The sequence below is a fragment of the Rhodococcus sp. W8901 genome (assembly GCF_013348805.1).
In the GTDB taxonomy this organism is placed as follows: Bacteria; Actinomycetota; Actinomycetes; order Mycobacteriales; family Mycobacteriaceae; genus Prescottella.
Window position 1 is genome coordinate 102,177 of sequence record NZ_CP054690.1, and the last position, 25,525, is coordinate 127,701.

At 63.5% G+C, this 25,525-nt stretch carries 21 protein-coding genes and 1 pseudogene; 9 read left to right on the top strand and 13 right to left on the bottom strand.

Annotation, left to right across the window (positions count from 1 at the left end; genetic code table 11):
- Positions 1 to 69: 69 nt before the first annotated feature.
- Complete coding sequence (locus tag HUN07_RS00465) at positions 70 to 1,668, top strand: acyl-CoA synthetase (protein WP_174907272.1); 1,599 nt, start codon at positions 70 to 72, stop codon at positions 1,666 to 1,668.
- Positions 1,669 to 1,821: 153 nt separating this feature from the next.
- On the opposite strand, the gene HUN07_RS00470 is transcribed toward HUN07_RS00465, so the two are convergent.
- The gene (locus HUN07_RS00470; RefSeq protein ID WP_254622705.1) at positions 1,822 to 3,123 is read right to left on the bottom strand and encodes an MFS transporter; all 1,302 of its coding nucleotides are present in this window, start codon (positions 3,121 to 3,123) and stop codon (positions 1,822 to 1,824) included.
- An 843-nt stretch (positions 3,124 to 3,966) separates the two neighbouring features.
- Here HUN07_RS00470 and HUN07_RS00475 point away from each other — a divergent pair.
- Positions 3,967 to 4,125: a hypothetical protein gene (locus HUN07_RS00475; RefSeq protein WP_174907274.1), complete on the top strand. Its 159-nt coding sequence runs from the start codon at positions 3,967 to 3,969 to the stop codon at positions 4,123 to 4,125.
- Between the two features lie 362 nt (positions 4,126 to 4,487).
- Here HUN07_RS00475 and HUN07_RS27335 read toward each other — a convergent pair whose 3' ends face one another.
- The 3 genes from HUN07_RS27335 to HUN07_RS00490 all read right to left on the bottom strand — a co-directional run bounded on the left by HUN07_RS27335 (position 4,488) and on the right by HUN07_RS00490 (position 5,912).
- Positions 4,488 to 4,781 (bottom strand): flavin reductase family protein, encoded by a 294-nt coding sequence (locus tag HUN07_RS27335; protein WP_174907276.1) that lies wholly within the window; start codon positions 4,779 to 4,781, stop codon positions 4,488 to 4,490.
- Positions 4,782 to 4,927: 146 nt separating this feature from the next.
- A complete protein-coding gene (locus HUN07_RS00485; protein WP_174907279.1) occupies positions 4,928 to 5,572 on the bottom strand; it encodes a TetR/AcrR family transcriptional regulator in 645 nt (214 codons plus the stop codon).
- A 70-nt stretch (positions 5,573 to 5,642) separates the two neighbouring features.
- Positions 5,643 to 5,912, bottom strand: coding sequence for a hypothetical protein (locus HUN07_RS00490; protein ID WP_174907280.1), 270 nt, complete (start codon positions 5,910 to 5,912; stop codon positions 5,643 to 5,645).
- 397 nt (positions 5,913 to 6,309) lie between these two features.
- Here HUN07_RS00490 and HUN07_RS00495 point away from each other — a divergent pair.
- From HUN07_RS00495 to HUN07_RS00520, 5 genes and pseudogenes are all read left to right on the top strand, one after another.
- A pseudogene (locus HUN07_RS00495) lies at positions 6,310 to 6,850 on the top strand (transposase); the annotation flags it as partial.
- 568 nt (positions 6,851 to 7,418) lie between these two features.
- Positions 7,419 to 8,723, top strand: a complete 1,305-nt coding sequence (locus tag HUN07_RS00505) for an ABC transporter substrate-binding protein (protein WP_174907282.1) — start codon at positions 7,419 to 7,421, stop codon at positions 8,721 to 8,723.
- 11 nt (positions 8,724 to 8,734) lie between these two features.
- Positions 8,735 to 9,679, top strand: coding sequence for an ABC transporter permease (locus tag HUN07_RS00510; protein WP_174907284.1), 945 nt, complete (start codon positions 8,735 to 8,737; stop codon positions 9,677 to 9,679).
- Positions 9,676 to 11,613 carry a dipeptide/oligopeptide/nickel ABC transporter permease/ATP-binding protein gene (locus HUN07_RS00515; RefSeq protein ID WP_174907286.1) on the top strand — a complete coding sequence of 646 codons (1,938 nt, stop codon included), beginning with the start codon at positions 9,676 to 9,678 and terminating at the stop codon, positions 11,611 to 11,613. The genes HUN07_RS00510 and HUN07_RS00515 overlap by 4 nt, the downstream gene beginning before the upstream one ends.
- A complete protein-coding gene (locus tag HUN07_RS00520; RefSeq protein WP_174907288.1) occupies positions 11,610 to 12,476 on the top strand; it encodes an ATP-binding cassette domain-containing protein in 867 nt (288 codons plus the stop codon). The genes HUN07_RS00515 and HUN07_RS00520 overlap by 4 nt, the downstream gene beginning before the upstream one ends.
- 5 nt (positions 12,477 to 12,481) lie before the next feature.
- Here HUN07_RS00520 and HUN07_RS00525 read toward each other — a convergent pair whose 3' ends face one another.
- Positions 12,482 to 14,728: a helix-turn-helix transcriptional regulator gene (locus HUN07_RS00525; RefSeq protein WP_174907289.1), complete on the bottom strand. Its 2,247-nt coding sequence runs from the start codon at positions 14,726 to 14,728 to the stop codon at positions 12,482 to 12,484.
- Between the two features lie 299 nt (positions 14,729 to 15,027).
- On the opposite strand from HUN07_RS00525, the gene HUN07_RS00530 reads away from it, so the two are divergent.
- Positions 15,028 to 17,397: an arylsulfatase gene (locus HUN07_RS00530; RefSeq protein ID WP_254622707.1), complete on the top strand. Its 2,370-nt coding sequence runs from the start codon at positions 15,028 to 15,030 to the stop codon at positions 17,395 to 17,397.
- A 91-nt stretch (positions 17,398 to 17,488) separates the two neighbouring features.
- Here the strand turns inward: HUN07_RS00530 and HUN07_RS00535 are convergent, their stop codons facing one another.
- From HUN07_RS00535 to HUN07_RS00550, 4 genes are all read right to left on the bottom strand, one after another.
- Entirely contained in the window at positions 17,489 to 17,785 is a 297-nt protein-coding gene (locus HUN07_RS00535) for a putative quinol monooxygenase (protein WP_174907293.1), read from the bottom strand.
- 99 nt (positions 17,786 to 17,884) lie between these two features.
- Positions 17,885 to 19,042: an acyl-CoA dehydrogenase family protein gene (locus HUN07_RS00540; protein WP_174907295.1), complete on the bottom strand. Its 1,158-nt coding sequence runs from the start codon at positions 19,040 to 19,042 to the stop codon at positions 17,885 to 17,887.
- Positions 19,043 to 19,125: 83 nt separating this feature from the next.
- Complete coding sequence (locus HUN07_RS00545; protein ID WP_174907297.1) at positions 19,126 to 20,319, bottom strand: thiolase family protein; 1,194 nt, start codon at positions 20,317 to 20,319, stop codon at positions 19,126 to 19,128.
- 70 nt (positions 20,320 to 20,389) lie between these two features.
- Complete coding sequence (locus HUN07_RS00550) at positions 20,390 to 21,190, bottom strand: crotonase/enoyl-CoA hydratase family protein (protein ID WP_174907299.1); 801 nt, start codon at positions 21,188 to 21,190, stop codon at positions 20,390 to 20,392.
- Positions 21,191 to 21,386: 196 nt separating this feature from the next.
- Here HUN07_RS00550 and HUN07_RS00555 point away from each other — a divergent pair, with 196 nt between their 5' ends.
- A complete protein-coding gene (locus HUN07_RS00555; protein WP_174907301.1) occupies positions 21,387 to 21,806 on the top strand; it encodes an enoyl-CoA hydratase-related protein in 420 nt (139 codons plus the stop codon).
- Here HUN07_RS00555 and HUN07_RS00560 read toward each other — a convergent pair.
- The 4 genes from HUN07_RS00560 to HUN07_RS00575 all read right to left on the bottom strand — a co-directional run bounded on the left by HUN07_RS00560 (position 21,775) and on the right by HUN07_RS00575 (position 25,454).
- Positions 21,775 to 22,155 (bottom strand): ketosteroid isomerase, encoded by a 381-nt coding sequence (locus HUN07_RS00560; RefSeq protein ID WP_254622708.1) that lies wholly within the window; start codon positions 22,153 to 22,155, stop codon positions 21,775 to 21,777. The two genes, HUN07_RS00555 and HUN07_RS00560, sit on opposite strands and share 32 nt — an antisense overlap.
- Positions 22,152 to 23,093 (bottom strand): SMP-30/gluconolactonase/LRE family protein, encoded by a 942-nt coding sequence (locus HUN07_RS00565; RefSeq protein ID WP_174907303.1) that lies wholly within the window; start codon positions 23,091 to 23,093, stop codon positions 22,152 to 22,154. The genes HUN07_RS00560 and HUN07_RS00565 overlap by 4 nt, the downstream gene beginning before the upstream one ends.
- Before the next feature lie 37 nt (positions 23,094 to 23,130).
- Positions 23,131 to 24,666, bottom strand: coding sequence for a class I adenylate-forming enzyme family protein (locus tag HUN07_RS00570; RefSeq protein ID WP_174907305.1), 1,536 nt, complete (start codon positions 24,664 to 24,666; stop codon positions 23,131 to 23,133).
- Positions 24,667 to 24,845: 179 nt separating this feature from the next.
- Positions 24,846 to 25,454, bottom strand: coding sequence for a TetR/AcrR family transcriptional regulator (locus tag HUN07_RS00575; RefSeq protein WP_254622709.1), 609 nt, complete (start codon positions 25,452 to 25,454; stop codon positions 24,846 to 24,848).
- Positions 25,455 to 25,525 lie beyond the last annotated feature (71 nt).

Here is a 25,525-nt window from a genome sequence, read left to right on the forward strand (position 1 = left end):
ACCCGATTGTGTTAGCTTCGCGAACAATTGACCCGCGATCCGGGCCTGCCGAAGTGAGGATGGACTTACGTGACGCTGAACATCGCCGACCTGTACGAAGCGGTCGCGGATGCGATTCCGGACCGGGTGCCGGTGGTGTGTGGGGACGAACGCCGGACCTACGCCGAGCTCGACCGCCGGGCCAACCGGCTCGCGCACCACCTCGAGTCGGTGGGAGTGCAGCCCGGGCAGCACGTGGCGGTCCATATGCGGAACCGGATGGAATACGTGGAGGCCCTGCTGGCCTGCATGAAGATCCGCGCGGTGCCGATCAACGTCAACTTCCGGTACACCGACGCCGAACTGGTGTACCTGTACAGCAACTCCGACAGTGTCGCGCTCATCGTCGAGAACGAGTACCTCGCGACCGCGGGCGTGGCTCTGCCGCAGTGCCCGGGCATCGGGCACGTCGTCGTGGTCGGCGAGCACGACGGGCTGCCGGCCGGTTTCGAGTCCGTGACGGTGGTCGACTACGAGGACGCCCTCGCCGCGCAGCCCGACACCCGGGGCTTCGGACCGCGCAGTTCGGACGACCACTTCGTGATCTACACGGGCGGCACCACGGGGATGCCGAAGGGCGTGGTGTGGCGGCACGAGGACTTCTACTTCGCGGCGCTGTGTGGTGGAAACGTCGGCGGCGCCCCCCGACGTTCGCTCGAGGAGGTGGTGGCCGGCGCCACCGCCAACACCGAACCCTCTGCGTACCTGTTGATTCCGCCGCTGATGCACGGGGCGGCCATCTATTCGCTCCTCATCGCCTTCCTCATGGGCGAGCGGCGCGTCCTCACCCGTACGTTCGACCCGGCCGACGTGCCGCGTCTGGTCGAGGCCGAGCAGCTCGCGGGCATCACGGTCGTCGGCGACGCCATCGCGCGCCCGATCGCCGACGCCATCCGCGAACACGGGGCGGGCCACGACCTGAGTTCGTTGAAGATGATGGGCTCGGGTGGTGCGCTGTTCTCCCCGAAGCTCAAGGACGAACTGCGCGAGATGATCCCGGGTCTGACGATCAAGGACGCATTCGGCGCGTCCGAGACCGGTCACGACGGCATCGTCGAGTTCGGCGAGGACGGCACGAAGCGAATCCGCTCCAACCCCAACATGATCCTCGTCGACGAGAAGTTCCGGCCGATGTCGCCGGGCTCCGACGACGTGGGCTTCATCGCGCGCAGGGGACACGTGCCGCTCGAGTACTACAAGGACGAGGCGAAGACAGCCGCCACGTTCCCGGTGGTCGACGGCGTGCGGATGGCGATCCTGGGCGACATGGGTCGGATGGAGGAGGACGGCACCATCCTGCTGCTCGGTCGGGGATCCACGTGCATCAACACCGGTGGCGAGAAGGTGTACCCCGAAGAGGTGGAGCAGGCACTCAAGACCCACCCCGCCGTGATGGATGCGCTGGTGGCCGGTGCCCCCGACGTCCGGTACGGGGAGCGAGTCGCAGCGGTGGTGCAGTTGCGGCCCGGCTTCGACGACGCCGACCCCGGCCAGATCGCCGAACACTGCCGCGTTCACGTTGCGGGCTACAAGATTCCGCGTGCCGTGGTGGTGGTTCCGTCGATCCGGCGGTCCCCCAGTGGCAAGGCCGACTACCGCTGGGCGCGCGAGGTCGTCACGGCGGGCTAGGTCTGCCGGGATTATCCGCCGCACATGCGTGGGGCCGGTAGTCGTACGACTACCGGCCCCACGCATGTGCCGATCCGCTCACGGCGGCAGAGTCGAGATGTCGACCGCGAACTCCGTCGGCGAGAGGTTCCCGGATCAACAGACGGGTGACGATCAGCCCAGGATGGCGCGGCGGTCGCGGTCCGGATTCGCGAGCAGCAGTGCCGCGACGGCAGCGATGGCGGCGAGGATGCCGATCACCTGGAACACCAGGGTGTAGCCGGCCGTCGGGGTGGCGGCGTTGTCGATGATCACGCCCGTCGCATACGGCGCAATGAGCCCACCGATGGCCATGGTCGCGAGGAAGGCGCCCATGGTGCCGGCCGTCTGCTGAGGTGGGCACAGCTCCGAGATGGCCGCGTTGATGAGAGGAAACGCCATGCTGGCGGCACCGTAGCCGATCGACAACGCAATAACCGCCAGCATCGGTACGTCGACGAGGGGCAGCGCCGCCAGAACAATCCCGCAGACCAGCACGCCGATGCACGGAACGATGATCCGTACCGTGCGGGAGCTCGCGCCACGTCCCATCAGTCGGTCTGTCACGAATCCCGAGGTGATCAACAGGATGAGTGTGACGATGGCGGGTATCGCGAGCATCGATCCGGCCTGCAGCGCGCTGTACCCGAGGCCACGTTCGAAGTATGAAGGGAGCCAGGTCAATACCACAGTAGACAGGCCGTAGACGACGATCGTGAGCGCGCCGCAACTGACGAATGTACGGGAGAGGAGGATCTTCCGCCACGGAACGCTCGCCACGGCGTCGTCAGCATCGCCGGCCTCGGCCTCCGGTGCCTTCCCCGTGTAGGGGCCCTCGGTCCAACCGATGAGCCAGCACACTATCCATGTGACGCCGAGGACGGTCAAGACTGCGACGGTGGTTTTCCAGCCGTAGTTGATGGTGATGAACGTGAGGACCGGGGCGAGCAGGATCTTCGCGATGGATCCCGACGCCATGAGGAAGGCGCCCGGCAGGCCACGCTTGTTCGGTGGATGCCAGGAGTAGGTCGCAGTGTGCATGAGCGCAGAACTCGGACCTTCGGCGAGTCCCAAGAGCATCCGACCCACGATGAGGGTCACCAGGGATGCCGAGATCAGCAGCGGCAGCATCACCACCGACCATGCTGCGGCGAGGATGAGCAGCGCCCAGCGCAGCGTCAGGTACTTGTTCAGGGGACCAGCGAAGAAGCCGCCGATCGTGAAGGTGAGGAAGAACAGCGAGCCGACCATGCCGATCTGGGCGGAGGTGAGGCCCAGTTCACGGGCCATCGGCTGGGCGATGATGCCCAGGACGGCTTTGTCGGCATAGTTGATGATGTAGAGAAACACGACGAGGCCCGTCATGCTCCAGGCGCGGCGCCGGTTGTCGGGTCGGCTTTGGGCGACTATCGGAACAGCAGTCTGCTCTGCGGTCATTCAGTCATTCCTTCGGGCTGATGCTCTCGACCCTCGTGGGCTGAAGCTCTGGATGGGGATGATTTGTTATTACGTTGCGCAAGAGAGTGATCCACTCGGATATGGGCGGCAGTCGACCGCTCCGAAGGTGCGTGGTTGTGCCCGGGTGCGAGTGGAAGAGGCGATGCGGGGAGTCCCGTATCACAGACAATAGCGATGAGTGTCCTATCGAACAAACAATTGATTCGGGTGGATGCGATGGCGTCCTATCGGGACTGGGCTGAAGGTGCGCAGACGTCCGGCTGTTGATGGAGTGCAAGACCACCGATTCCCCGCCATGAGCTTCGCTCTACGGAATCGGTTGATGCGCAACGTCATCGATTTGCAGGGCTGAAGTCTCAGAGCAAGCCGGACTCGCGGTGTTCGCGGCGGTGGTCGGCGATACCGGGGTGCCTAGCTCAGGGGGAATCGTTGCTTGACGTAGTCGGTGATGACGTCGGCGACGCAGACTGCCCGCTATGCCGCACACTCTGAGCGCGGCGGTCACAGCCCTCCTCTGGTCTGGACTGCGTGCCGCATGTGCGTGCCGCATGCGCGCGCCGGCTGCGAGTCAGTTCGGTGGGCGCCGGGTGGGCCGAAGGCATGCTCGGTCGCCATGTGGATTGCCTGAGTCGGTTCGGGCTTCCTCAGCATCGGCTGAACATCCCTTCGAGTGTGTGACCGGACTCACCGGGTATGAGCCAGGACTGATTGAACCGCTGCGACGCTGCTGATGTCAAGACCGATCTATCGATCGGTAAGTCAATATAGTGCCTGTACAGCGCCTTCTTTGTCCATTCGTTTCTGTTTGACAGAGATGGATTCTTGCAACGCGCTGGTGTGGTGACCCGGCGTGTGCGCCGACGATGGCCGGTCGTCCCGGTGCGGTCGCGCCGTCCGGCAGTTGCGGAGGCCACGATGATCCACAAGGCGTCAGTGGGCAAGATCGACAAGAAGGCGCTGCGCGTGCAGTTCGTGCCGTAGCGTCGGTGATCTCGACGGGGCCTCCCGAATGTGAGGCGGAACCTGCCGCGTCGGATATCGAAGGTCCTGGTCGGGTCTAGCATTGAGCGAAACAAATTGCGTAAGAATTTCTTTCGTGCGCAAACAACGATCGGTCAGGGGCTCGTACCGGCCGCGGTTGTATACCGGCGGGCGACCCGACGGCTACCAGGCGGCTTCCATGACCAGGCCCGGGACGATGTTGCGGTCCCTGCCCGGGACAACCGAATCGATAATGCACTCGATATGCGTGAGGGAGCCCTCGATCAGTGGTGACCCTGTTCTTCCTGTGCGCTAGAAGACATCGCCGAATTGGTCATCGCGCCGTTGCGCGATGAGGTTACTCAGCTCGAGCTGGCTCCCGCGAGCGCATTGATGCAGCAGGCACCCGATGTCCTGATCGGCTGCCGGCTCGTCGATGCCTTCGAGGGGCAGAACATTACGATCGGGGGATTGATCGAAAGGGATGAGAACGACTGACAGGTGAGGCTCACCGGTTGCCCGCCGACGGCACCTGTCACGATCAGCACACCCGACGTGAAGTGCCCGAGATCATCCCGCAAGGCGCGACCTCCGTCCCGAACAACAGGGTCGGTGCTTACCTCAGGGGTGATCGACGAATCTCGAGTCTGCGTCATGAAAATACTTCTGGCAGAAACTGATTGAAATGTGATTGATTACGACGTGCGACGCCCGCCGGGAACCGCCGCGCGCCCGGAAGGCCCCCGAGGTCCCCAGGGGGCGTCGCTGTTCGCATAGTTGGAGGGCCGGTACCGGGTCGGTATCAGAGCACTTCGTCACCGATCCCGAGGGACCGCGACCACAGATAACTGATGGTGTCGATCGCTTGGTCGTCGGAAGCCGGCCGTCCGGATCCCTGTGCGCTCATCCCGAGCCACAAGTAGCAGCTGTGCTCGAGCATCGACGAGAGCGCGGAAGCGGCGACGTAGGGGTCCAGATCCTGGTCCACAGAGCCTTTGGCCTGCATCGCCGAGACGAGTCGAGCGATCTTCCGCACACCCACTTCGCGCATACTCATCCATACCTGCACGAACTCGGAATCCACTGCCGCCGCGTGATGGACGCCGACCAACTCGGGCAGGAATTCTGTGTATGCACGCCAGAAGCCGGCGACATCCGATCTGAGGGTAGCCCTGGTGTACCTGCTGACGGGTGTGGCGTCGTCGCTCGGGTCGACAACAAGATCCATGAAGTCCTGCAACAACACTTCGAGGATCTCGCGCTTGTTGTCGAAGTAGTTGTACAGCGCGGCCGGAGACTTCCCGGCCTCGTCAGCGATGTCGGTGATCCTGGCATTGAGGTAGCCATCGCGCGCGAAGACCTTGCGTGCAGCATCCTTGATCGTCTGCTCGGTCTGCCGCCCCTTGGCCCCGATGCGTTGGCGGTCGGTTCGGTTCGTCTGCGCCACGCGGATCTCCTCCAGTTCGAGTCTTGCTGGCACAAATCGTATCGATCGCGACGGAGCGGTGCGCTCAGCGCTAAGGCATCACGTCGGCCGGGAACATGCCCATGGTGTCGACGAGAAGGTCGTGCGGGAGTGCATCGACGTCGAACATCGCGAGGTGAATGTCCGGGTCGACCACTGTCTTCACCTCGTGCACCCGGTCCTTGGCCTCTGCAGGGCCGCCGCACATTGCGGTTGCCTTGATCAGCTCGTCGTAGTCGACAGCGGCCGCAGTGGCGCCGGACTCCGCGACGTGGACGTAGCTGCACGATCCGACCAGAGGTTCCTGGACCTGCGCGGTCATCGGTTCGCGGTAGAGGTCTACGGAGGGGACCCCACGATTCGAGTCGACCGAAGATGCTCGGCAGCATCAGTGGCAGACCCTGCTCGACCGTACGGCGGACAGATACCTCGGTAGTTCTTCCACCGAGCTGTGGACGATGGAGCGCAGTCGCTCGTTCTGTGAATTGCGGATCCCAGTGTGCGGGTCGGGCAGGCGGTCGCCGAGGATCAGAACACCCAGTTCCATGTGAAGCTACTTCTCTCGCCGGTACATAAATCGAAGCGACGGCAGTTTCGGTTCTGGGGTCAAAACCAGGACCCCCGAGGAGCTGTCGAGGGAGGCCGTCGAATGTGTCAGCACCACTGGCGTTTTGAAGTAGCGAGGATCCAGTGTCTTTGCCCATGCCCTCGGTGGGCCCCTGAACGACCGAGAGCTGGATGCGTTGTATGAGCGGTTCTCCGGCCAGTTCGCGTGGCGGAGCCACGCAGTCGGTGCGTGAGTATGTCGCGGGTTGGTTGCCGCTCGAACGGGTGGACGCTAGCCGAGCGTCTGGGGACCGTCTGGGGGTGTTTGATCGTCGATGACACCGTTTACCTGAAGAATGGCACCCGCTCGGCTGGTGCGCTGCGCCAGTATTCGGGCACCACGGGGCGGGTGGAGAACCCCCGTTGGGCCGTTCCTCACCCACGGTGCCGGGCGGGCGGTGATCGACCGGGAGCTGTACCTGCCCGAATCCTGGACCTTCGGACCGGTGCCGCGCCGCTGGAATCGGTGACGAGGTGGAATTCGAAACGAAACCCCTGTTGACGCAGAACATGATCGAACGAGCCCTTGACACGCAGGTCCCGTTTCTCCTCGGCCACCGCCGACGAGGCTCACAGTTAGGTGCAGTACCTACGGGTCTGACTCAAGGAGTGGGCATTGCGTATGTTCTGGCCACCCGGCGCGACGACGACGTGGCTGAGGAACAGGATTGGATCCGATCGATGCGGCGAGGAACGCCAACCCGCACGAAACGAGCGTGACAGGGCGCCCGCATCGGTCGCCGTCAGCACCGCGTTGTTGAAACTGGAACGCTCGTCGGCGCAATCGATTTCGTCGTGGTGCTCCGGTGATGGATCGAAATCGATCGGTGCCATCGCCCGTGACGGGCGGGGGACTGCATCGCGACGGTTCCACGCTGTCAGCGCGCATCGTCGCTATGCCCGGCGGAAGATCACGACGGCGACTGTTCACCTGTTGTCGAGCGATGTGCATCACCCCAAGTGAGTGATGTGTCGCACCTCTCACTGAAGCAGACTTTGCCATTGGATGGCGATGTCGAAAGGGGACACGGTGCGAGGTTGGATGAGGCGGATCTCTATCTGCCTGATGGCTCTGGTGCTCGGAGCTTGCAGTTTGGGTGGTGATCCCCGTGAGAGCGACGAACTTGTCTTCTCGTACGCAGCGAGTCCGCGCACGTGGGATCCCCACCCGGAGACCAGAGCCTTTGTCTACGGCTGGTATTCGCTGATATACGAGGGGTTGATGACCACCGACGCGCAGGGAAAAGTGATTCCGGGCCTGGCCACCGAGTGGCAGCAATCCTCCGACAGCCTGGCGATGACGTTGCGTCCGGGGGTGCAATTCCAGGATGGCACTCCATTCGACGCTGAAGCTGTCGAATGGAATATCCGCAAGCAGCAGAACCAGCCGGGAACCCGCGCGACACTCGGACTCGTCGATCGGATCGATGTGTCCCGGCCGGACGAGGTGGTGCTGCATCTAACGAGACCGGCACCTGACCTGGTCACCCAGCTCGCGTCGTTCGCGGGCCTGATGGTCAGCCCCAATGTCACGCAAGCGGACCTCGAGGGGGGTGCACCAGCGGGAACCGGGCCGTACCAAATCGACGCTGCGTCATCCCAGAAGAACGACACGTACGTCTACCGTGCTTTCGACGAGTACAACGGCCCGCACGCACCGCTCTTTCGGACGGTTACAGGTCGCGTGATCAGCGACGATGTGTCACGAACCAACGCACTGAGATCCGGCCGCATCGATGGAGGGTTCTTGTCGGCGTCGCAAGTGAATGACGTCGACGGACGAGTGGGAATCGAGAGCGCTCGGGCATACGTTCAGGCGCTGGTCATTCTCGACGCATCCCCGGGAAAGCCCCTGGGAGATCCCCTGGTTCGTGAGGCAATCGCGCGTGCGATCGACCGAGATGCCTTCGGCAAGGCTGTCAACTTCGGCCGGTCCTACCCACAGGACGTGCTACTCGAATCGGGGTTGCCCGGCGCCATCGATGGATATATCGGCTACTCCTACGACCCCGAGCGAGCGCGCCGGCTGATTGCGGATTCGGGCTACACCGACATCCGTTTGGAGATTCCGGTTCAAGGCGGGTTCAGACTGGGAGGTGAGGCGCTTGCGTCAATGCTCGAGCAGGTAGGAGTGCACGTCGATCTAGTTCCCGTCGCGATCGGTCAGGATACTGCTGGCATATTGGCCGGTAAGTTCAACAGCACGTACACGTTTGTCCCGGATATCGATCCCGAGAGCTTGTACGCGAAATTCGTGTCACCACGCGCGCCGTTCAATCCGTTCAAGATATCCGATCCCGATATCGAAGCAGCACATGCAAGGGCACTTGCCGCGCCCGAAGGTCAGCCCGAACAGGACGCAGCGTACGAAGACATGTTGCGCAGTCTGTACGACTCGGCGCGCATCATCCCGATCGCTCGGGTCGAGTCGGTGTTCGGGTACGACGAGTCGAGGTTATCGGACGTCCATGCGTGGAGCGGTGTCCCCGGATTCCCGCGATTCGCCGACCTACGACCCCGGAACTGAGGTCATTGAAAATGACGAAAATTGTTCTCCACCGGTTGCTTTCGCTAGTTCCTGTTCTTCTCGTCGTGTCGTGGTTGGCGTTCTTTCTGTTGAACGCGTCGCCCAGCAACATCGTCAGTTCGATCCTGGGCGACACTGCGACGGACGAGTCGATTGCGCAGACGAAAGAAAAGCTGGGACTTGATCAGGGTGTTTGGGCGCGATACTTCGATTGGTTGTCCGCGGTTGTGCGTGGCGACTTCGGGTCGTCGTACTTGGACGGCTCGGGTGTCTGGACTTCGGTCATGGACAGGCTCCCGGTTACGCTCTCGCTCACCCTGGGGGGATTGATCCTTACGGTAGCGTTCGGCGTGCCCGCTGGGATTGCCGCGGCCCGCCGGCCGGGGGGTGTCCTCGATCGGTTCTTGACGATTATCGGGTCGGGACTTATTGCGGTGCCGAGTTTTTGGGCAGGCATGATGCTGTCGACATGGTTTGGGGTCAAGCTCGGGTGGCTACCGTCCGGCGGCTATGTTCCGTTCGCGGAGTCGCCTTCTATGTGGGCCGCGAGCCTCGTATTGCCGAGTATCGCGCTTGCCCTGACGCCCGCCGCATCGGTAGCCCGGCAAATGCGCGTGTCGATGATCGCAAATCTGGACTCCGACTATGTTCGGACTGCACGAGCAAAGGGCGTATCCGAATCGGCGATCATCCGTCGTCACGTGTTACGTAATGCGCTCGGACCGGTCGCCACTGTGATCGGATTCCAGGTCGCAACGATGATCGGTGGCTCGTTCGTCATCGAGGTGATCTTCTCGTTGCCCGGACTGGGCGGCTTGACTGTCCCCGCAGTGCTCGCGTCCGACACGCCGGTGATCATGGTCGTGATCATGGTCGTTGCAGTCGCGGTGCTCATCACCAATCTCATGGTGGACCTGCTGTACAACTACTTCGATCCTCGGGTGCGTGAACTATGACCTTGACATTGTCCGAAGCGCCACAGTCGACACCGGCTGTGCAGATCTCGCAGAACAAGGTTCCACGGACCGGCGTTCTACGTCGGTTCGTCCGGCAACGGCTTCCACTCGCGGCGCTCGTATTTCTGGCGCTGCTCCTGCTTGTCGCGGTGTTCGCGCCGCAGCTCGCTCCCTACGATCCGAACCGTGCAAATTTCGATTCACTTTTGTTGGGTCCAACAGCTGATCATTGGCTCGGAACTGACCACCTTGGTCGAGATACACTGAGTCGCTTGATCTTTGCGACTCGGATTGCGGTGTTCGCCGGGGTCGAGGCAGTTCTCATCGCTGTGGTGATCGGCGTGCCTGTCGGGCTGGCATCGGGATACCTCGGTGGGTGGATTGACCGCCTGATGATGCGTGTTATTGACATCCTGCTGGCTCTGCCCGGCCTGGTGGTCGCACTTGCGATCATTGCCGCGTTGGGTACCGGGCTGACAAACGCGATGCTGGCGGTCGGCTTCTTGTTCTCGATTCGCCTCGCACGATTGGTCCGAGGTTCGGTGTTGTCCGTACGAGAGGAGCTTTACGTCGACGCAGCCGAGTTGTCGGGCGCTCCGCGGTTGCGGGTGGTTGCTCGGTACGTCCTTCCTAATGTGTCGGCGCCAATCCTGGTCGAGGTTGCACTGTTCTTCGGCATCGCGTTGTTGATCGAATCGACCCTGAGTTTCCTCGGTGTCGGTGTTCAACCGCCACAAGCGAGTTGGGGAATCATGTTGTCCGAAGCGCGGATGTACATCGGCCAGCAGCCGTTCCTGGCGATCCCCGCGGGCGTCATGCTGACTGTCACCGTCCTCGCCTTCAACTTGACTGCCGACGGACTGGCCGCCGCGCTAGGTCCGGTGCGGGCAGGTCTGGGACGCCGTCGCGCAATCGATCATGAATTGATTCCGGCTGCAGTCGATGCAGACGCGGTACTGGCGGTCACGGATCTGTCCGTGACGTTCCCGAGTGAGAACGGCGATCTTCCGATCGTGCGGAATGTGTCACTCAGTCTGAAGCCCGGCGAGATCCTCGGGTTAGTGGGGGAGTCCGGATCCGGCAAGAGCGTCACCGCGCTCACCATCATGGGACTGGCGGCTCCGGGAGCGCGCCTTCGGGGGAGCATCTGCGTGACCGGTGAGGAAATGGTCGATGCGGACGAGCGTCAGCTGCGCAAGATCCGCGGTGCGCGTATGGCGATGGTATTCCAGGATCCGTCGAAGGCGCTCAACCCCGCTATGACAATCGGGAAGCAGATCGCTGAATCTCTCATGATCCATCAGGGAATGGACCGTGCGGCTGCGCGGAATGAATCGATCGCACTGCTTGATCGAGTGGGCGTGAGGAATCCGCAGGATCGGGTCGACGACTACCCTCACCAGTTTTCGGGCGGAATGGCACAGCGAGTCGTCATTGCAATCGCCTTGTCCTGCAACCCGGACGTGTTGATCGCCGACGAACCCACGACGGCACTCGACGTCACCACTCAAGCACAGGTTCTCGATCTGTTGCGTGATCTGCGTGACGAAAGAGGTCTTGCCATCCTCCTGATCACACACGACCTCGGTGTGGTGGCTGATATCTGCGACAAGGCTGCAGTGATGTACGCCGGCGAGATCGTCGAGACGGCGGATATCGAGGACCTCTTCTCGGGCCCTCGTCACCCGTATACCCGTGCGCTCATCGACGCGACACCCGACGGCGATGCGGTCGACCGGCCACTCGCTGCTATCCCCGGTATCGTCCCACGACCGGGCTCGGTTCCCGATGGATGTTCGTTCGCCGATCGGTGCACTCTCGTCATGCCCGAGTGCCGTAACGGACGCCCGGCGCTGAGGGTTCTCGAATCCAACCGGGAATCACGGTGCATCCGTACACAAGACAGCGCAGAACTACTGGAGGACGCCCGATGAGCGCAGAGAACGTGTTGGTGTCCGTCGACGAACTGAAGGTGGCGTACCCCGGAAAGCGGGGGTTACTGCGTTCGGAGCCGCCGAAGACCGCAGTACATGGCGTGTCGTTCGACATCGAGTACGGCCAGACAGTGGGACTGGTCGGTGAGTCGGGCTCTGGCAAGAGCACGATCGGCCGCGCGGTTCTCGGTCTACTCCGCGCATCCGGCGGCGATATTCGATTCGCAGGCCATCACTTCCCGCCGCGGACCCGTGCGGAGCGACTCGCTCATTATCGCGAGGTGCAGGCAGTCTTCCAGGATCCGCTCAGCTCGATGAATCCAACCATGCAGATCCGGACTATCCTCGCCGAGCCACTATTGCGGCTTCGTGGAATGACCGACGCAGACGAGCAGACACACGAGATTCACGAATTGCTGCGTTCGGTGGGTCTCCCGACGGACGTCGAAAGTGCTTATCCGAGTGAATTGTCGGGAGGTCAACGACAGCGGGTCGCTATCGCGAGGGCACTGGCCCCGCAGCCGAAGTTGATCATCTGTGACGAGGCGGTCAGTGCCTTGGATGTGTCCACCCAGGCCCAGATCGTCAACTTGTTCGCGGAATTGCAGAAAAGCCGTGGGGTTGCCTACCTGTTCATCGCGCACGACTTGGGGGTAGTCCGTCATCTCAGCCACAAGATCGGCGTTCTGCATCATGGAAACCTCGTCGAGTGGGGAGATGCCGCGGAGGTACACGATCACCCGCGCGAGGATTACACGAAGCGGTTGATCGCGGCTATCCCGGTGCCCGATCCGGCGCGTCAGCGTCAACGCCGCAGCGAGCGGGCGGCGTTCGATGCGGCCGCGAAAATCGGGTCACGCTGATGTGATCAGGGGGACCCGTGAGTACTGCGGAGGATTCCCAACTCGACGAGGCGATCGACGGCCTCGATGCGGCGGGTGACCCCGAGTTTCTCGTAGATGTGTCGAACGTGGGTCTTCATCGTGTTCGCTGAGATCCACAGTTCGGCGGCCATTTCCTTGTTGGTGAGGCGGGTCGGGAGTAATGCGGCGACTGCGATCTCACGTTCACTCAACAGGGAGAATGGTTCGGCGTCTACGCGATTCAGCAGGTCGCGTGCGCGCCGGACCACTCGGCCGCTGGCTTCCGCACTCACGCCCGGATCGTCGACGATCGATCGGAGTATGTGGTCGATGCCAACCGTGTACTCGGAAATCGTCCGGTACAACCCCCATCGGTCCGCGATCTCGAGCGCCGCGATCGTCGACGCGGCCGCCTCGCGGGGTCTGTCTGCGCTCAACCATGCCCGGCCTAGATGTGTGAGCACTGTGTCGATCGGTTCGGGCGACTTCGCCAGTGTCGCAATGAGAGCAGGACCGTGTTCGACAGCGTTCTGCCGCAGGGCATATCGGAGTGCTGCCCGGGCTGCGCCGCCTGTAAATGGACCAATACCGCTACGCACTGCGTCAACCAGGTATTCGAAGGTGGCCCGAGCTCGGTGGTGGGCGCCCGAGTCGGTGTGCAGCGCAAGTGCATTCGCGGCCGTCCGCCGGTGTAGGGCGACGTCGTGGGCCGCGCGGACCGCGTCGATTGAGCCTAGTGTTGCTTCGAGAATGTGGGATGCGTCATCCCAGCGGCGCTCGGCGGCAGCACATTCGGCGAGCGTGAGCTCGATGCGTGCAACGATTGTGGGAAACTGCCCCTGGGCGGCGAGTGACCGGGCGTGTTCGAGTTCGGAGACAGCCCCGGCGAGGTCACCCGACTCGAGAGCGAGCGATCCGAGTGTAAAGTGTGCCTCCGCTGTTACGTGAGTGCCGCTGATGCCCAGGCGGGCGGCTTCGTTGATGGATTCGCGCGCGCGGAACTCCGCTGTCGCAGTGTCGCCGGAATCGAGTGCGAGTATCGCTGTGGCTGCCACGAATCGAACGGTCGAGATCGGGCTCGCTGCCATGTGTATGTCCCGATTGATCGAATCTGTCAGCGACCGAACCGAATCGAGATCGCCTTCCCATAGGCGAACGTCGATCAACTGATTCGTCGAACGAACAGCAAGGTATGCGCGGCGACTGTCCGGGCAACCGACCAAAGTCGACAACAATAGGCGAGCGGAGGTCGCGGCGGCAGCCGATCGCTCGTGATCGAATCGACAACGGTGAGCGAAAGCGAGCGCTGCGTAGTATTCGATGATTTGATCGGTTTCAACCCAGCGGTGCGGATCTACCCGCGAGAGCATGTTTGCCGCTTCGTCGGTGAGGTCGTTCTGAATCAGCGTGTTCGCAAGTACAAGGATCGTCGAGGGGACGAGCTTTACGCCTTCGGGCAACTTCTCGAAAGTTCGCAGTGCCGGCGCGGAGAGGCCCAGGGGCCCCGGGGCATTGACCCGCAGCATTCGCTGCACTTGAGCAATGACGTCTTCGGGTGCAGTACGAAGCATGTAATCGAAGGCGTCCTCCCACATGCCGTTGCGTTCGTACCAGAGTGAGGCGCGACGGAGAATCGTTGCGCTGTCGTCGATGTCGAGGACCTCGGGGTATTCGTTCAGTACTTCGCGGATGACCGGTGGCAAGTGGAACCACCCGCGGCGGTCGGGTGCTGCGAGAACCAATCCGTGGGATCGGCACAGCTCGCGGACCTTCCGGACAGCAGTCGGGTCGTCGAGAGCGTCCGTCGCGAGTTCGATATCGAATCTCTGCAGCTGACCGAGGATGGCGTACGCCCGAAGCTGCGGGTGCGGCAGGGCGTCGACGACCTCGGTACGGATGTACTCTTTGGCGTTCGACGCGAGCTTCGAGATGTCGGCATCGGGCGGCATGCGCTCGGACATGTCGATGATCAGGTCGGTGACCGCCGGCCATCCACCGGTGTACTCACGCAGTAACGAGGCGTCCAGCGCATTCCGGTCGGGGAGTCGCGAAGCGATCAGGTTCGTGGTCTCGGCGTCGTCGAAAGTGAGATCGTCGAATCCGAGGACGGTGACCTCTCGGCGTCCGATACGTCGTTGTAGCCCGATTGCCGGCAGGCCTCGCCCGGCAACGATCACACCGAGACCTTGTGCAAGCAGTTCCGAGACCATCCGGTCCAGCGGTTCCGACGGGGGGACGTCGTCGAGGATCACCACGGTGTCGGTGGAGGTGGGTTCTCGGTTGGTTCCCCACACGGCCCGCCGAGAGCTCGCCCAGTCGAGTAGGGCCGTAGTCTTTCCGGCGCCTGCCGGTGCGACGAGCACGACCAGTCGGGTCCTGGCAAGGGCGGCATCGAGTGCTTCACCGAATCGCACCCGAGCAACCGGCGGGTGGTCAGGGACGAGCTCTCGGAGTCCAGCGTCGGACTGCGACGAGGTCACCTGGAATCACCTCCTTTGGTTGATCCCCGAAGGGGGGGTCGAGAATCACAGTAGTTATTATGGCAAAACACTTGACAACAGCTTCTGGCGGCTTCGACGGGCTCGATGAGCGTGGCGTCCCGTCGTTCGCCCGGGGGTACGAGAAGCACCCGGGCAAGATCGGCCGGACGACGGCGGAGTCCGAGCGGGCGTGGCCGCGTGAGCGTCGTGCACCCGAGGGGGCACCGAACGTCGTTCTGATTCTCCTGGACGACATGGGGTACAGCGACATCGCCCCATTCGGTTCGGAAATCGCGACGCCGAACCTGGACCGACTGGCCAACACCGGGGTTCGTCTCACGAACTATCACACGACTCCAGTCTGCTCACCGGCACGCGCGGCGATCATGACCGGTTTGAATCCCCACCGCGCCGGATTCGCGGGGGTCGCGAACTCCGATCCGGGATTCCCGGGAACGCGGCTCGAACTGGACGAGGACGTCCTGGCTATGCCGGAGATCCTCCGTTCGCACGGGTATGCGACGTTCGCCCTGGGAAAGTGGCATCTCACGCGTGACGCTCTGATGAACGACGCCGGGGACCGGTCGACATGGCCGGTCCAGCGTGGATTCGACCGCTACTACGGCACGACCGAGGGATGCAACAGCTTCTTCCATCCCAATCGTTTGGTCGTAGACAACAGTCCGGTGGATATGGGCGACGTTCCCGACGACTACTACTTGACCGACGACCTGACCGACCAGGCTGTGGGAATGATCAAGGGCCTGCGCGCCAACGATTCCCGTAAACCGTTCTTCATGTACTTCGCTCATCACGCGATGCACGGACCGTTGGGTGTCAAGGCCGACGATCTCGCGAAATACCGTGGCCGCTATGACGTCGGCTGGGACGAGATCCGCAAGCAGCGTCACGCGCGGCAGCTCGAGGACGGGATCTTCCCCGAAGGGACGCCACTACCTCCGCGGGACGTCGGGGCGGCGCGGTTCGACGTCGAGGCTTGGGATTCGCTGCCCGCCGAGGAACGCGAGGTCTATGCGCGGTACATGGAGGTGTACGCGGCCATGGTCGACAACGTCGATCAGAGTCTCGGCCGCATCATGGACACCCTCGAGGAACTCGACGAGTTGGACAACACCATCATCGTCTTCACCTCCGACAACGGCGGCACCATGGAGGGCGGGACGGAGGGCACACGCAGCTACATGAGTCGGTTCGTCCACATCCACGGAATAACGCCGGACTGGGAGCGAGACGTCGAGCGTGACCTCTCGCTCATCGGCGGTCCGCAGACGATGGTTCACTACCCGCGTGGGTGGGGCATGGCGTCGAACACCCCGTTCCGCTTCTACAAGGGACAGACGTTTGCCGGCGGGGTACGTGTGCCGTTCTTGATGTCGTGGCCGGAGGGACTGCGTCGTGACGATGGAGACAACGGAATTCGAGGGCAATACCAGTACGTGACCGACGTGCTGCCCACCTTGCTCGACATGATCGGGGTCAAAACACCGGGCGTGCGCCACGGGCAGCCCACCAAGTCGATCGACGGATACAGTTTCGGTCCTGTTCTCTGGGACGGCGACGCACTCAGTACCCACACCGAGCAGTACGCGGAATACGGCGGAAGCCGTGGGTTCTACCGGGACGGCTGGAAGATTCTGACCGCTCACGCCCCCGGGACCCCGTTCACCGACGCGGAGTGGGAGCTGTACCACGTTGCGGTCGATCCCAACGAGATGAACAACCTAGCGGAGTCCGAGCCGGAGAAGCTCGCCGAACTGGCCGCCGCCTGGGAGCGCGCGGCCTGGGAGAACACGGTCTTCCCGCTGCCAAGTCTCGGACATCTCGAGACATCGATCCGACGACCTGCCGAACGCGAGTTCGAGAAACCGGTCAGGATTCTCCCGGGCACGCCGAAACTCGAACGCTACCGCTCGAGCCAGCTGATCTATCTGCGTTCGTTCGATGTGGAAATCGACGTGAACTACTACCACGGTGACCAGGGAATCCTGGTCGCGCACGGTGACCAGGGTGGAGGCTACGCCGTCTACATCGAGAACGGTCGTGTCGCGTTGGCGTACAACGAGTATGGGCGCATGCACGACGTTGTCGCCGACGAGGAGCTTCGTCAGGGCCCGACGACCCTGCGGTTGTCCGCGGTAGCACTGCCCGACTTCCGGTGGTCGTTCACCCTGTCGGACGGCGACCGCGAACTCGCGACGATCGATTCGGTGATGATGTTGCTCGGGATGGCACCGTTCAGCGGAATCGACGTGGGGGTCAACCGATCCGGGCCCGTGCACTGGGGTATCCACGAGCGCCACCGGACCTTCCCGTACTCCGGTGACCTCCGATCGGTGACATATCTGCCGGGCCGATCCGCGGACTACGATCCCGCGTTGATCCTTGAAGCGGAGCGCAACGCCGCTGCTGCATTCGACTGATCGACGGACGACGCTGCCCTCCCGCTGGAAGGGAGGGCAGCGTCGTCGCTTTCGTGCAACCCGCCTGGCCGGTACAACCTGGTTGGCTCGATCACAGGCCCGGGTCGACGGTTCCCGTCACGAGTGACGGCGAAGCGGCGAGGAGCGGACCGAGATCGGTGATGGCCCCCTCGCCGGCCCGGAACTTGCGATACGCGGCATCGTGCTCGGCTGATTCCCAGGTCTCGACGAAACGCCAGGTATTGGGATCTCTACCGTCGATAACCGACTTCACACTCACGCAGCCGGGGAATCCACGAGTCTCGCCGAGTACCCGTGTCATCACCTCGCGCGCCTTGTCCAGGGATTCCGGCTTGAAGGTCAACTCCAGTACTGCGATCAATTCCATGTCAACTCCTCGGTAGTGGGGCGAATGATGTGTCTGCGATTCGCAGACAGGTCGGTCCGACTGCTCTAGGACCTCGTCGATCGGTTCGGGGCGTCCGTGTCACCGGAACTCGGAGGCAATGTCCCGTCCGACGATCTCCTTCATGATCTCGGTGGTACCGCCGTAGATGGTCTGGATTCTCGAGTCGACATAGGCGCGTCCGATCGGATACTCCATCATGTAGCCGTAACCGCCGTGAAGCTGTACGCAGCGGTCGACTACGCGGGTCTGGAGTTCGGTCGCCCACCACTTGCTCATCGACGCGTCGACGGCAGTGAGCTCGCCGTCGCCGAGTGCGAGAACGCAACGGTCGATGTGCGACTCGGTGACCTCGATTTCGGTGCGCATCTCGGCCAGGGCGAAGCGGGTGTTCTGCAGATCGCCGATCGGCCGTCCGAAGGCCTTGCGTTCGAAGACATACGACTTCGTCCACTCGTATGCTGCCCGCGCCGCTGCGATCGCGTTCACCGCGATGGAGATCCGCTCGAGCGGTAGGTTCTCCATCAGGTGGATGAAACCCCGCCCCTCGGTGCCCAGCAGGTTGTCGGCGGGGACGCGCACGTCCTCGAACACCAACTCGGCGGTGTCCTGGGCGGCCAGCCCGACCTTGTGGAGCTTTCGTCCGCGGCTGAAACCGGGAGCATCACGTTCGACGACGATCAGTGAGAAGCCCCGGGATCCTGCCTCGGGGTCGGTGCGGCACACCACGATCACGATATCGGCGTGGATTCCGTTGGTGATGAACGTCTTCTGTCCGTTGATCACCCATTCGTCGCCATCCCGCACCGCGCTGGTCTTGACACCCTGCAGGTCGCTGCCTGCCCCCGGCTCGGTCATCGCGATCGCGCCGATCAGGTCACCGGCGGCCATGCCCGGCAGCCATCGCCGCTTCTGCTCCTCGGTACCGAGATGCACGATGTAGGGGATCACGATGTCGTCGTGAACACTCAGGCCGGAGCCGAACGAGGTGACCGCCGTCCGGGCGATCTCCTCCGCAACGACGTGTCGGAATCGGTAGTCGGTGACACCCGACCCACCGAACTCTTCGGGAACGCCGAGGCCGACCATTCCGAACCTGCCCGCCGCGGTCCACGCAGAACGATCGATCAGCTTGTCGGTCTCCCAGCGTTCGTAGTGTGGCTCGATCTCGCGAGCGAGAAACTCGCGGACCGATTCGCGGTAAGCCTGGTGGTCGGCCTCGAAGTGTCTACGCTGCATTCCGTCTCCTTGGCGGGTTCATGGGCGGACAGACACCTGCACACCCGGGTGTGCCCGAGTGCGCAGGTGAGTTGTTCTGTGTGTCAGAGGCGTTCGATGATGGTGGCGTTGGCCATGCCGGCGCCTTCGCACATGGTCTGCAGGCCGTAGCGTCCGCCGGTGGCCTCGAGGTGGTTGACGAGGGTGGTGAGCAGGCGGGTGCCGGAGGAGCCGAGGGCGTGGCCGAGGGCGATGGCGCCGCCGCGGGGGTTGAGCTTGGCGGGGTCGGCGCGGAATTCGTGTGCCCACATCAGCGGGACGGGGGCGAAGGCCTCGTTGACCTCGTAGGCGTCGATGTCGTCGATGCTCAGGCCCGACTTGGCGAGGACCTTGTGGGTGGCGGGGATCGGGGCGGTGAGCATGAACATCGGGTCGTCGCCGGCGACGGAGAACGAGTGGAACCGGGCGCGCGGGGTGAGTCCCAGCTTGGATGCCATCTCCTCGCTCATGATCAGGACCGCGGAGGCGCCGTCGGTGAACGGCGAGGAGTTGCCGGGAGTGATGTGCCACTGCGCTTCCGGGAACCGCTGCGAGAACTCGTCGCTGCGGAACGCGGACTTCAGGGCGCCCAGTCCGTCGGCGGTGGTGGAGGCGCGCACGGTCTCGTCGACGGTGTGGGAGACGGTCTCACCGGCGGCGTTCTGCACGTCGATGGGGACGATCTCCTTGTCGAACAGGCCGTTCGCGGCCGCTGCGGCGGCGCGTCGGTGGGATTCGGCGGAGTACGCGTCGAGGGTCTCGCGGTCGAGCTTCCACTTCGCGGCGATCAGTTCGGCCGAAATGCCCTGGTGGATCAGCCCTTCCGGGTACCGGGCGGCGATGCCGGGGCCGGCGGTGTCCTGGCCGATGGGAGAGGTTCCCATGGGGATGCGGCTCATCGATTCGACACCGCAGGCGATGACGATGTCGTAGGCGCCGGCGATGACGCCCTGTGCGGCGAAGTGCGCGGCCTGCTGGCTCGATCCGCACTGGCGGTCGATGGTGGTGGCGGGCACCGATTCGGGGAACCCGGCGGAGAGCAGCGCGGTGCGGGTGATGTTGAGTGCCTGTTCGCCGACCTGCTGGACGCAGCCGCCGATGACGTCGTCGACGAGGACGGGGTCGAGGTCGTTACGGTCGATGATCGAGCGTAGGACTTCGGCGAGGAGTTCGACGGGGTGGGTGCCGGCGAGGGCGCCGCCCTTCTTTCCCTTGCCGGATGCGAGGCGGACGGCGTCGACGATGACTGCGTTCGTCATGGGTGTTCCTTTCGAAATCAGTGGTGACCGGCGAGGTGGGGAGAAGGTCGCCGATACGGGTTGCGTGAGGTCAGCGGCCCTGCCAGACCGGTGGGCGCTTCTCGGCGAAGGCCTTCGGTCCTTCCTGCGCGTCGGCGCTGGTGAACACGATTTCCATGGCCTTGGCGTTCTGGTCCCACACGTCCTGTTCCCAGTCGGAGTAGGCGGCGGTGTGGTGGATCATGGCCTTCGATTCCCGCACCGCGAGCGGTGCGTTCGCGGCGATCTTCGCGGCGAGTTCGAGGGCGACCTCGAGCGCGGTGCCGGCGGGTGCGACGCGGTTGACCAGACCCAGGTTCAGGCCGTCGACCGCGGTGATGGGTGCGCCGGTGAGCGCGAGTTCGAGGGCGATCTTGCGGGGGATCTGCTGCTGCATACGGATCACACCACCGGCCGCGGCGAACAACCCGCGCGTGACCTCGGGCAGGCCGAGTTGGGCGTGTTCGTCGACGACCGACAGGTCCGACGCCAGGACCAGTTCGGTGCCGCCGCCGAGCGCGAAACCGTTGACCGCGGCGATGGTCGGCTTGCTGATCCAGTGCTGGGCGTAGCCGGCGAAACCCCACTCGGGGTGGCCGTCGGCCTCGAGCGGGGCGCCGCTGCCCAGTGCCTTGAGGTCCGCGCCCGCGCAGAAGGCGCGTCCGGCGCCGGTGAGAACGATGACCCGCACCTCGTCGTCCGCGTCGGCCTGCTCGAGCAGCGTCCCCACGGCCGTGGAGAGTGCCGCATTGACCGCGTTCAGTGCCCGCGGGCGGTTGAGGGTGATGATCGCGACACTGCCGCGACGCTCGTACAGCGCGGCGGGCTCGGTGCCGGTCGGCTCGTCGGCCATGCGGCCTCCTTCATCGAAGAACATGATAGCTATTTAGCGCTCGCTAAATAGCTATCATGGTGAGGCTGGCTGGTCAACGCCTGCATCGTCCGCGGTGCTGATTGACTTCGACCTCTTCGCTTCCCTGGAACGAATCCGCCTCCGGCTCAGAGAACCCTTGCGGCCTCGAGGCGCAACCAACCGAAGGGATCTCGAAGTGAGCACGATCGGCTCCGGTGTCCTCACCTCTCTCGACGGAGGCATCCTGCGCATCACGATCGACTGCGCCGCCAGCATGAACGCTGTCCTCACCGAAACTCTCGATGCAATTGCCGAAGCATTCGAGACCTACTCCATGGATCCCGACGTGCGGGTCGCCGTCCTCACCGGTGCGGGGCGATCGTTCTCTACCGGCGGGAGCGAGCCGGCCGGCTCGAGCTGCTCGGCACGCGAGACTTCGCCGAGTCAACGCGTTCCGCGACAAGCGACCGCCGAACTTCGGCAACCACTGATCCGGAATCGACATCAAGGGCAAAGAGTGACAGCCCCGTTGGTCGACCTCGACGCTGATTCGGCGGGCCAGATCTACCAACGGGGCTGTTTGTTCAGTTCTTCGCCGCCGCGAGTCGCACGTTGAGCGGTCCGGGGTCGACGTACTCGTCGATCCGGTGAATGTGCTTGTCGTCGCAGTAGACCCGTAGCATCGCGGGCATACGCAGACCCTGTGCGACCCCGTTGAGTTCCACCACATGCTGCTGCACGAACCCGTCGTCGAGTAGCAGCCGTCGGATCTGTACGTACTCGAGCGGGCCGGCCTTGCGGGCCAGCCACGAGAGCGTGCGGATGCTCTCGTCACGTGTCTGCTCGATGTCGTCGTAGTTGTGCCAGACGACTACATCGGGGCTGTACAAGGTCTCGAGCGTGGCGACATCGGCAGCGGTGACTGCGGCGAAGAACTTGTCCGCGACATCGCCGATCGCGTTCATCGCGCCATGCTCGCCTGGTTGTTCAGCGCCAGTCCCGGACGGGGCCAGTCGAACCTGAGTAGCTTGCCGGTGCTGGATGCGGTGACGTACGCGGTGCGCATGTCCTCTCCGCCCCAGCAGATGTTGGTGATTCCAGGGTCGCCGTCGGTGTCGATCGCCACGAACTCGACGAGTTTGCCCTCCGGGCTGATCACACAGATGCCGGGTGTGGACAGGGATGCGACACAGATGTTGCCGTTGGCCTCGACTCCGAGGGAATCGAAGTAGCGGAAGTCCGGGGATCCGTAGAGGAAGTTCCCGTTGCCGGAGCCGCCGACGATCTCGCCGCCGGCGATCTCGCCCGGACCGCTGACGTTCCACCACCACACACGCGCGGTGAATGTTTCGCTGACGTAGAGCCGGGAACCATCGGGGGAGAGGCCGACCCCATTGGGGCCGTTCATGTCTGATGCCACTTCTCGGATCGACGACCCGTCGGCGGTCGCGTAGTACAGCCGGCCGCGGTCGCTCGTCAGGTGGTTGGTCTTACCGTGATCGGTGAAGTAGAAGCCACCGTGCGCATCGAACACGATGTCGTTGGGCCCTCGGATCTGTAGGCCGTCGCATTCGGTGTAGAGCAGTTCGATTTCGCCGGTCTCGAGATCGACGGCTTGGATGCTGCCCCCGGCGTAGTCCTCGGGTGTGCCGCCGGCGTAGATGTATCCGCCGACGTCGAACGCGTGCATCCCTCCACAGTTGGCGACGTAGGCTCGGCCGTCCGGACCGATCGCAGCACCGTTCGGGCCGCCGCCGAGGTTTGCGACCACGGTCTTCGTGCCGTCAGCGGCTACCCGGGTGAGCCGGCCGCCGTGCAGTTCCACCACCAGTACGTCGCCGTCGGGCAACGCTACGGGGCCTTCCGGGAACTTCAGTCCGGTCGTAAGTGTGCTGAATTGCATGGGATCCTCCAGGATTCATGTGCCGTAGAAGTAGCGGTCAGCTGGTGGTGTACTGGTCGCGCAGGATGTTCTTGCGGATCTTGCCGCTGACGGTCTGTGGCATTGCGTCGGTGAAGATGACCTTGCGGGGCTGTTTGAACGAGGCGATCTGCGACTTGCAGGTACTGACGATGTCGTCGGCCGTCAACTCGACGCCCGGTTTGGGAACGACTACGGCCGTGACGATCTCGCCCCACTTGTCGTCAGGGGTCCCGATGACCGCTGCCGTGAGTACATCGGGGTGGCTGTAGATGGCGTTCTCGACCTCGCTCGAGTAGACGTTCTCCCCGCCGGTGATGATCATGTCCTTCGCACGGTCGACGATGTAGATGAACCCCTCGTCGTCGCGATGTGCGAGGTCGCCGGTGTGGAACCAGCCGTCTTCGAACGCCTGCGCCGTCGCCTCGGGGTTGCGGAAGTATCCCGTGGTCACCTGATCGCCGCGGACGACGATCTCGCCGATTTCTCCTGGAGCGCATTCGGTTCCGTCGTGAGCGACAACGCGGACATCGACCAGCGACATCGGCTTGCCGACCGCGTCGAGGAGGTGTTCTTCGCCGTTGGCCGCACGGATGTGGGCGGCCTTGTCGAGCACGAGCATGTTGCCGCCGAGTTCGGTCATGCCCATGCCCGCGTATACGACGGGACCGAATCGCTCGATGGTCCGCCGGAGAACGTCGGCAGGGATCTTCGATGCGCCGTAGCCCATCCACTCCAGGCTGCTCAGGTCGTAGTCGTCGATCTTCGGGTGTGCGAGCAGCATCTGCATCATGGTGGGCGCGAACCCGCCGCTGGTCACGCGGTGGTCCTGGACCAGCTGCATCCACCGCTCGGGATCCCAGTCCGACATCATCAACACCGAACCGCCCCGGAACTGATGGAGCGGCGTCAGGAAGCCGGCAACGTGACAGAGCGGCATGGCGTTGAGGAAGCACGTGTCCGGTGTCGGCTGGTGCTCGATCGCAGACTGGATCAGCGCGGTGTTCAGATTCCGATGGCTCAGCCGGGCGCCCTTGGGCTTACCCGTCGTTCCGCTGGTGTAGAGCAGCCACGCGTCGTCGTCGTCGCTGATGTCGATCTGCGGTGCGGTCGTCGCGGCTCCACTCAGCAGCTGCTCGTAGGACGTGAACGTGGCGGTGTCCTCGCCGATCACGACGATGTGTTCGACGGTCTCGAGCTCGGCACGATGGTCGGCGATCAGGTCGAGGTACTTCGGCTGCACGAGCAGTACGCGTGCACCCGAGTCGTTGAGAATCCAGACCCACTCCTTCGGGTGAAGGCGGTAGTTGAGCAGTGCGAGGGTCATGCCGGCGGCGGGGACGCCGTAGTAGGCCTCCACGTACTCGAGGCTGTTCTCGGACAGCAGGGCCACTCGGTCGCCGGGGTCAGCGAGGCCGCTGAGGCCGTTGGCCAAGCGCATCGCGCGCTGGTGAAGCTCGAGGTAGGTGCGGGAGTCGGAACCGTCGGCCATCGACAGGGCGGTTCGGTCGGGGAAGCGAGCGGCGTTTCGCCGCAGGAGGTCGCTGAAGAGCATGTGGGACTCCAGTCGGAACGTGGCCTGGATAACAGATATTGCACACAATCTAGACCCCGACCCATGCCTGCGATCAAGCTTTTCGGAGAAGATTCCCATATGTCGGGCAGATTCCGGGTTGATTGTATGGAATCTGGCGAATCGCTCGTCGCCCGTGGAGGTGGGGGTAGGCGCGCGTCTCAGTCGCGGTCGAGGCCGAGTGCTCTGATCGTCAGCAGATTGACGGTGTCGAGCGCAGTGTCGGCATGGTCCGTCTCGCCGAGTACGAAGCGGAGGTAGAGCGTGCGATCGACCATGGCGCCCAACGCTTGAGCCGCGACCTGTGCATCGAGGTCGTGGGGGACCAGTCCTTGTTCCTGCCAGTGCTGGATCGAACGCGCGGTGCGATCGGTCGTCTGTTTGCGATGCTGCTGACGCAGGTCACGGAAGTCGGGGTCGATCGTCGCGACCTGTTCGACGATCGCCATCATGCGCGCTCGCTGCTGGTATCGCTCCCAGTAGACCCGGTTGGCATGGTCGAGTCGAGACCGCGGCGTGTCGCCCTCGAACGTGGTGTCGTCGGGCGCGAACATCTCCTCGAACAGCCGGGATGCGACCTCGTAGAAGATCTCCTCCTTCGAGGAGAAGTGCGTGTAGAAACTCCCGTAGGCAACCTTGGCCGTCTTGGTGATGTGAGTGATTCGTGCGTCGACGAATCCGACTTCCTCGAACACCTCGCGGGCGGCGCGAACAAGGCGCTCGCGGGTGGCGCGACCGCGACTGCTGACCGGGAGGGCGGAGTCCTGCACGAGCGGAATCGTAGCAGCGAGCGTTGACCCGACCGACTTGACTTGACTATCATGTCAAGTTGAGTGGGCCG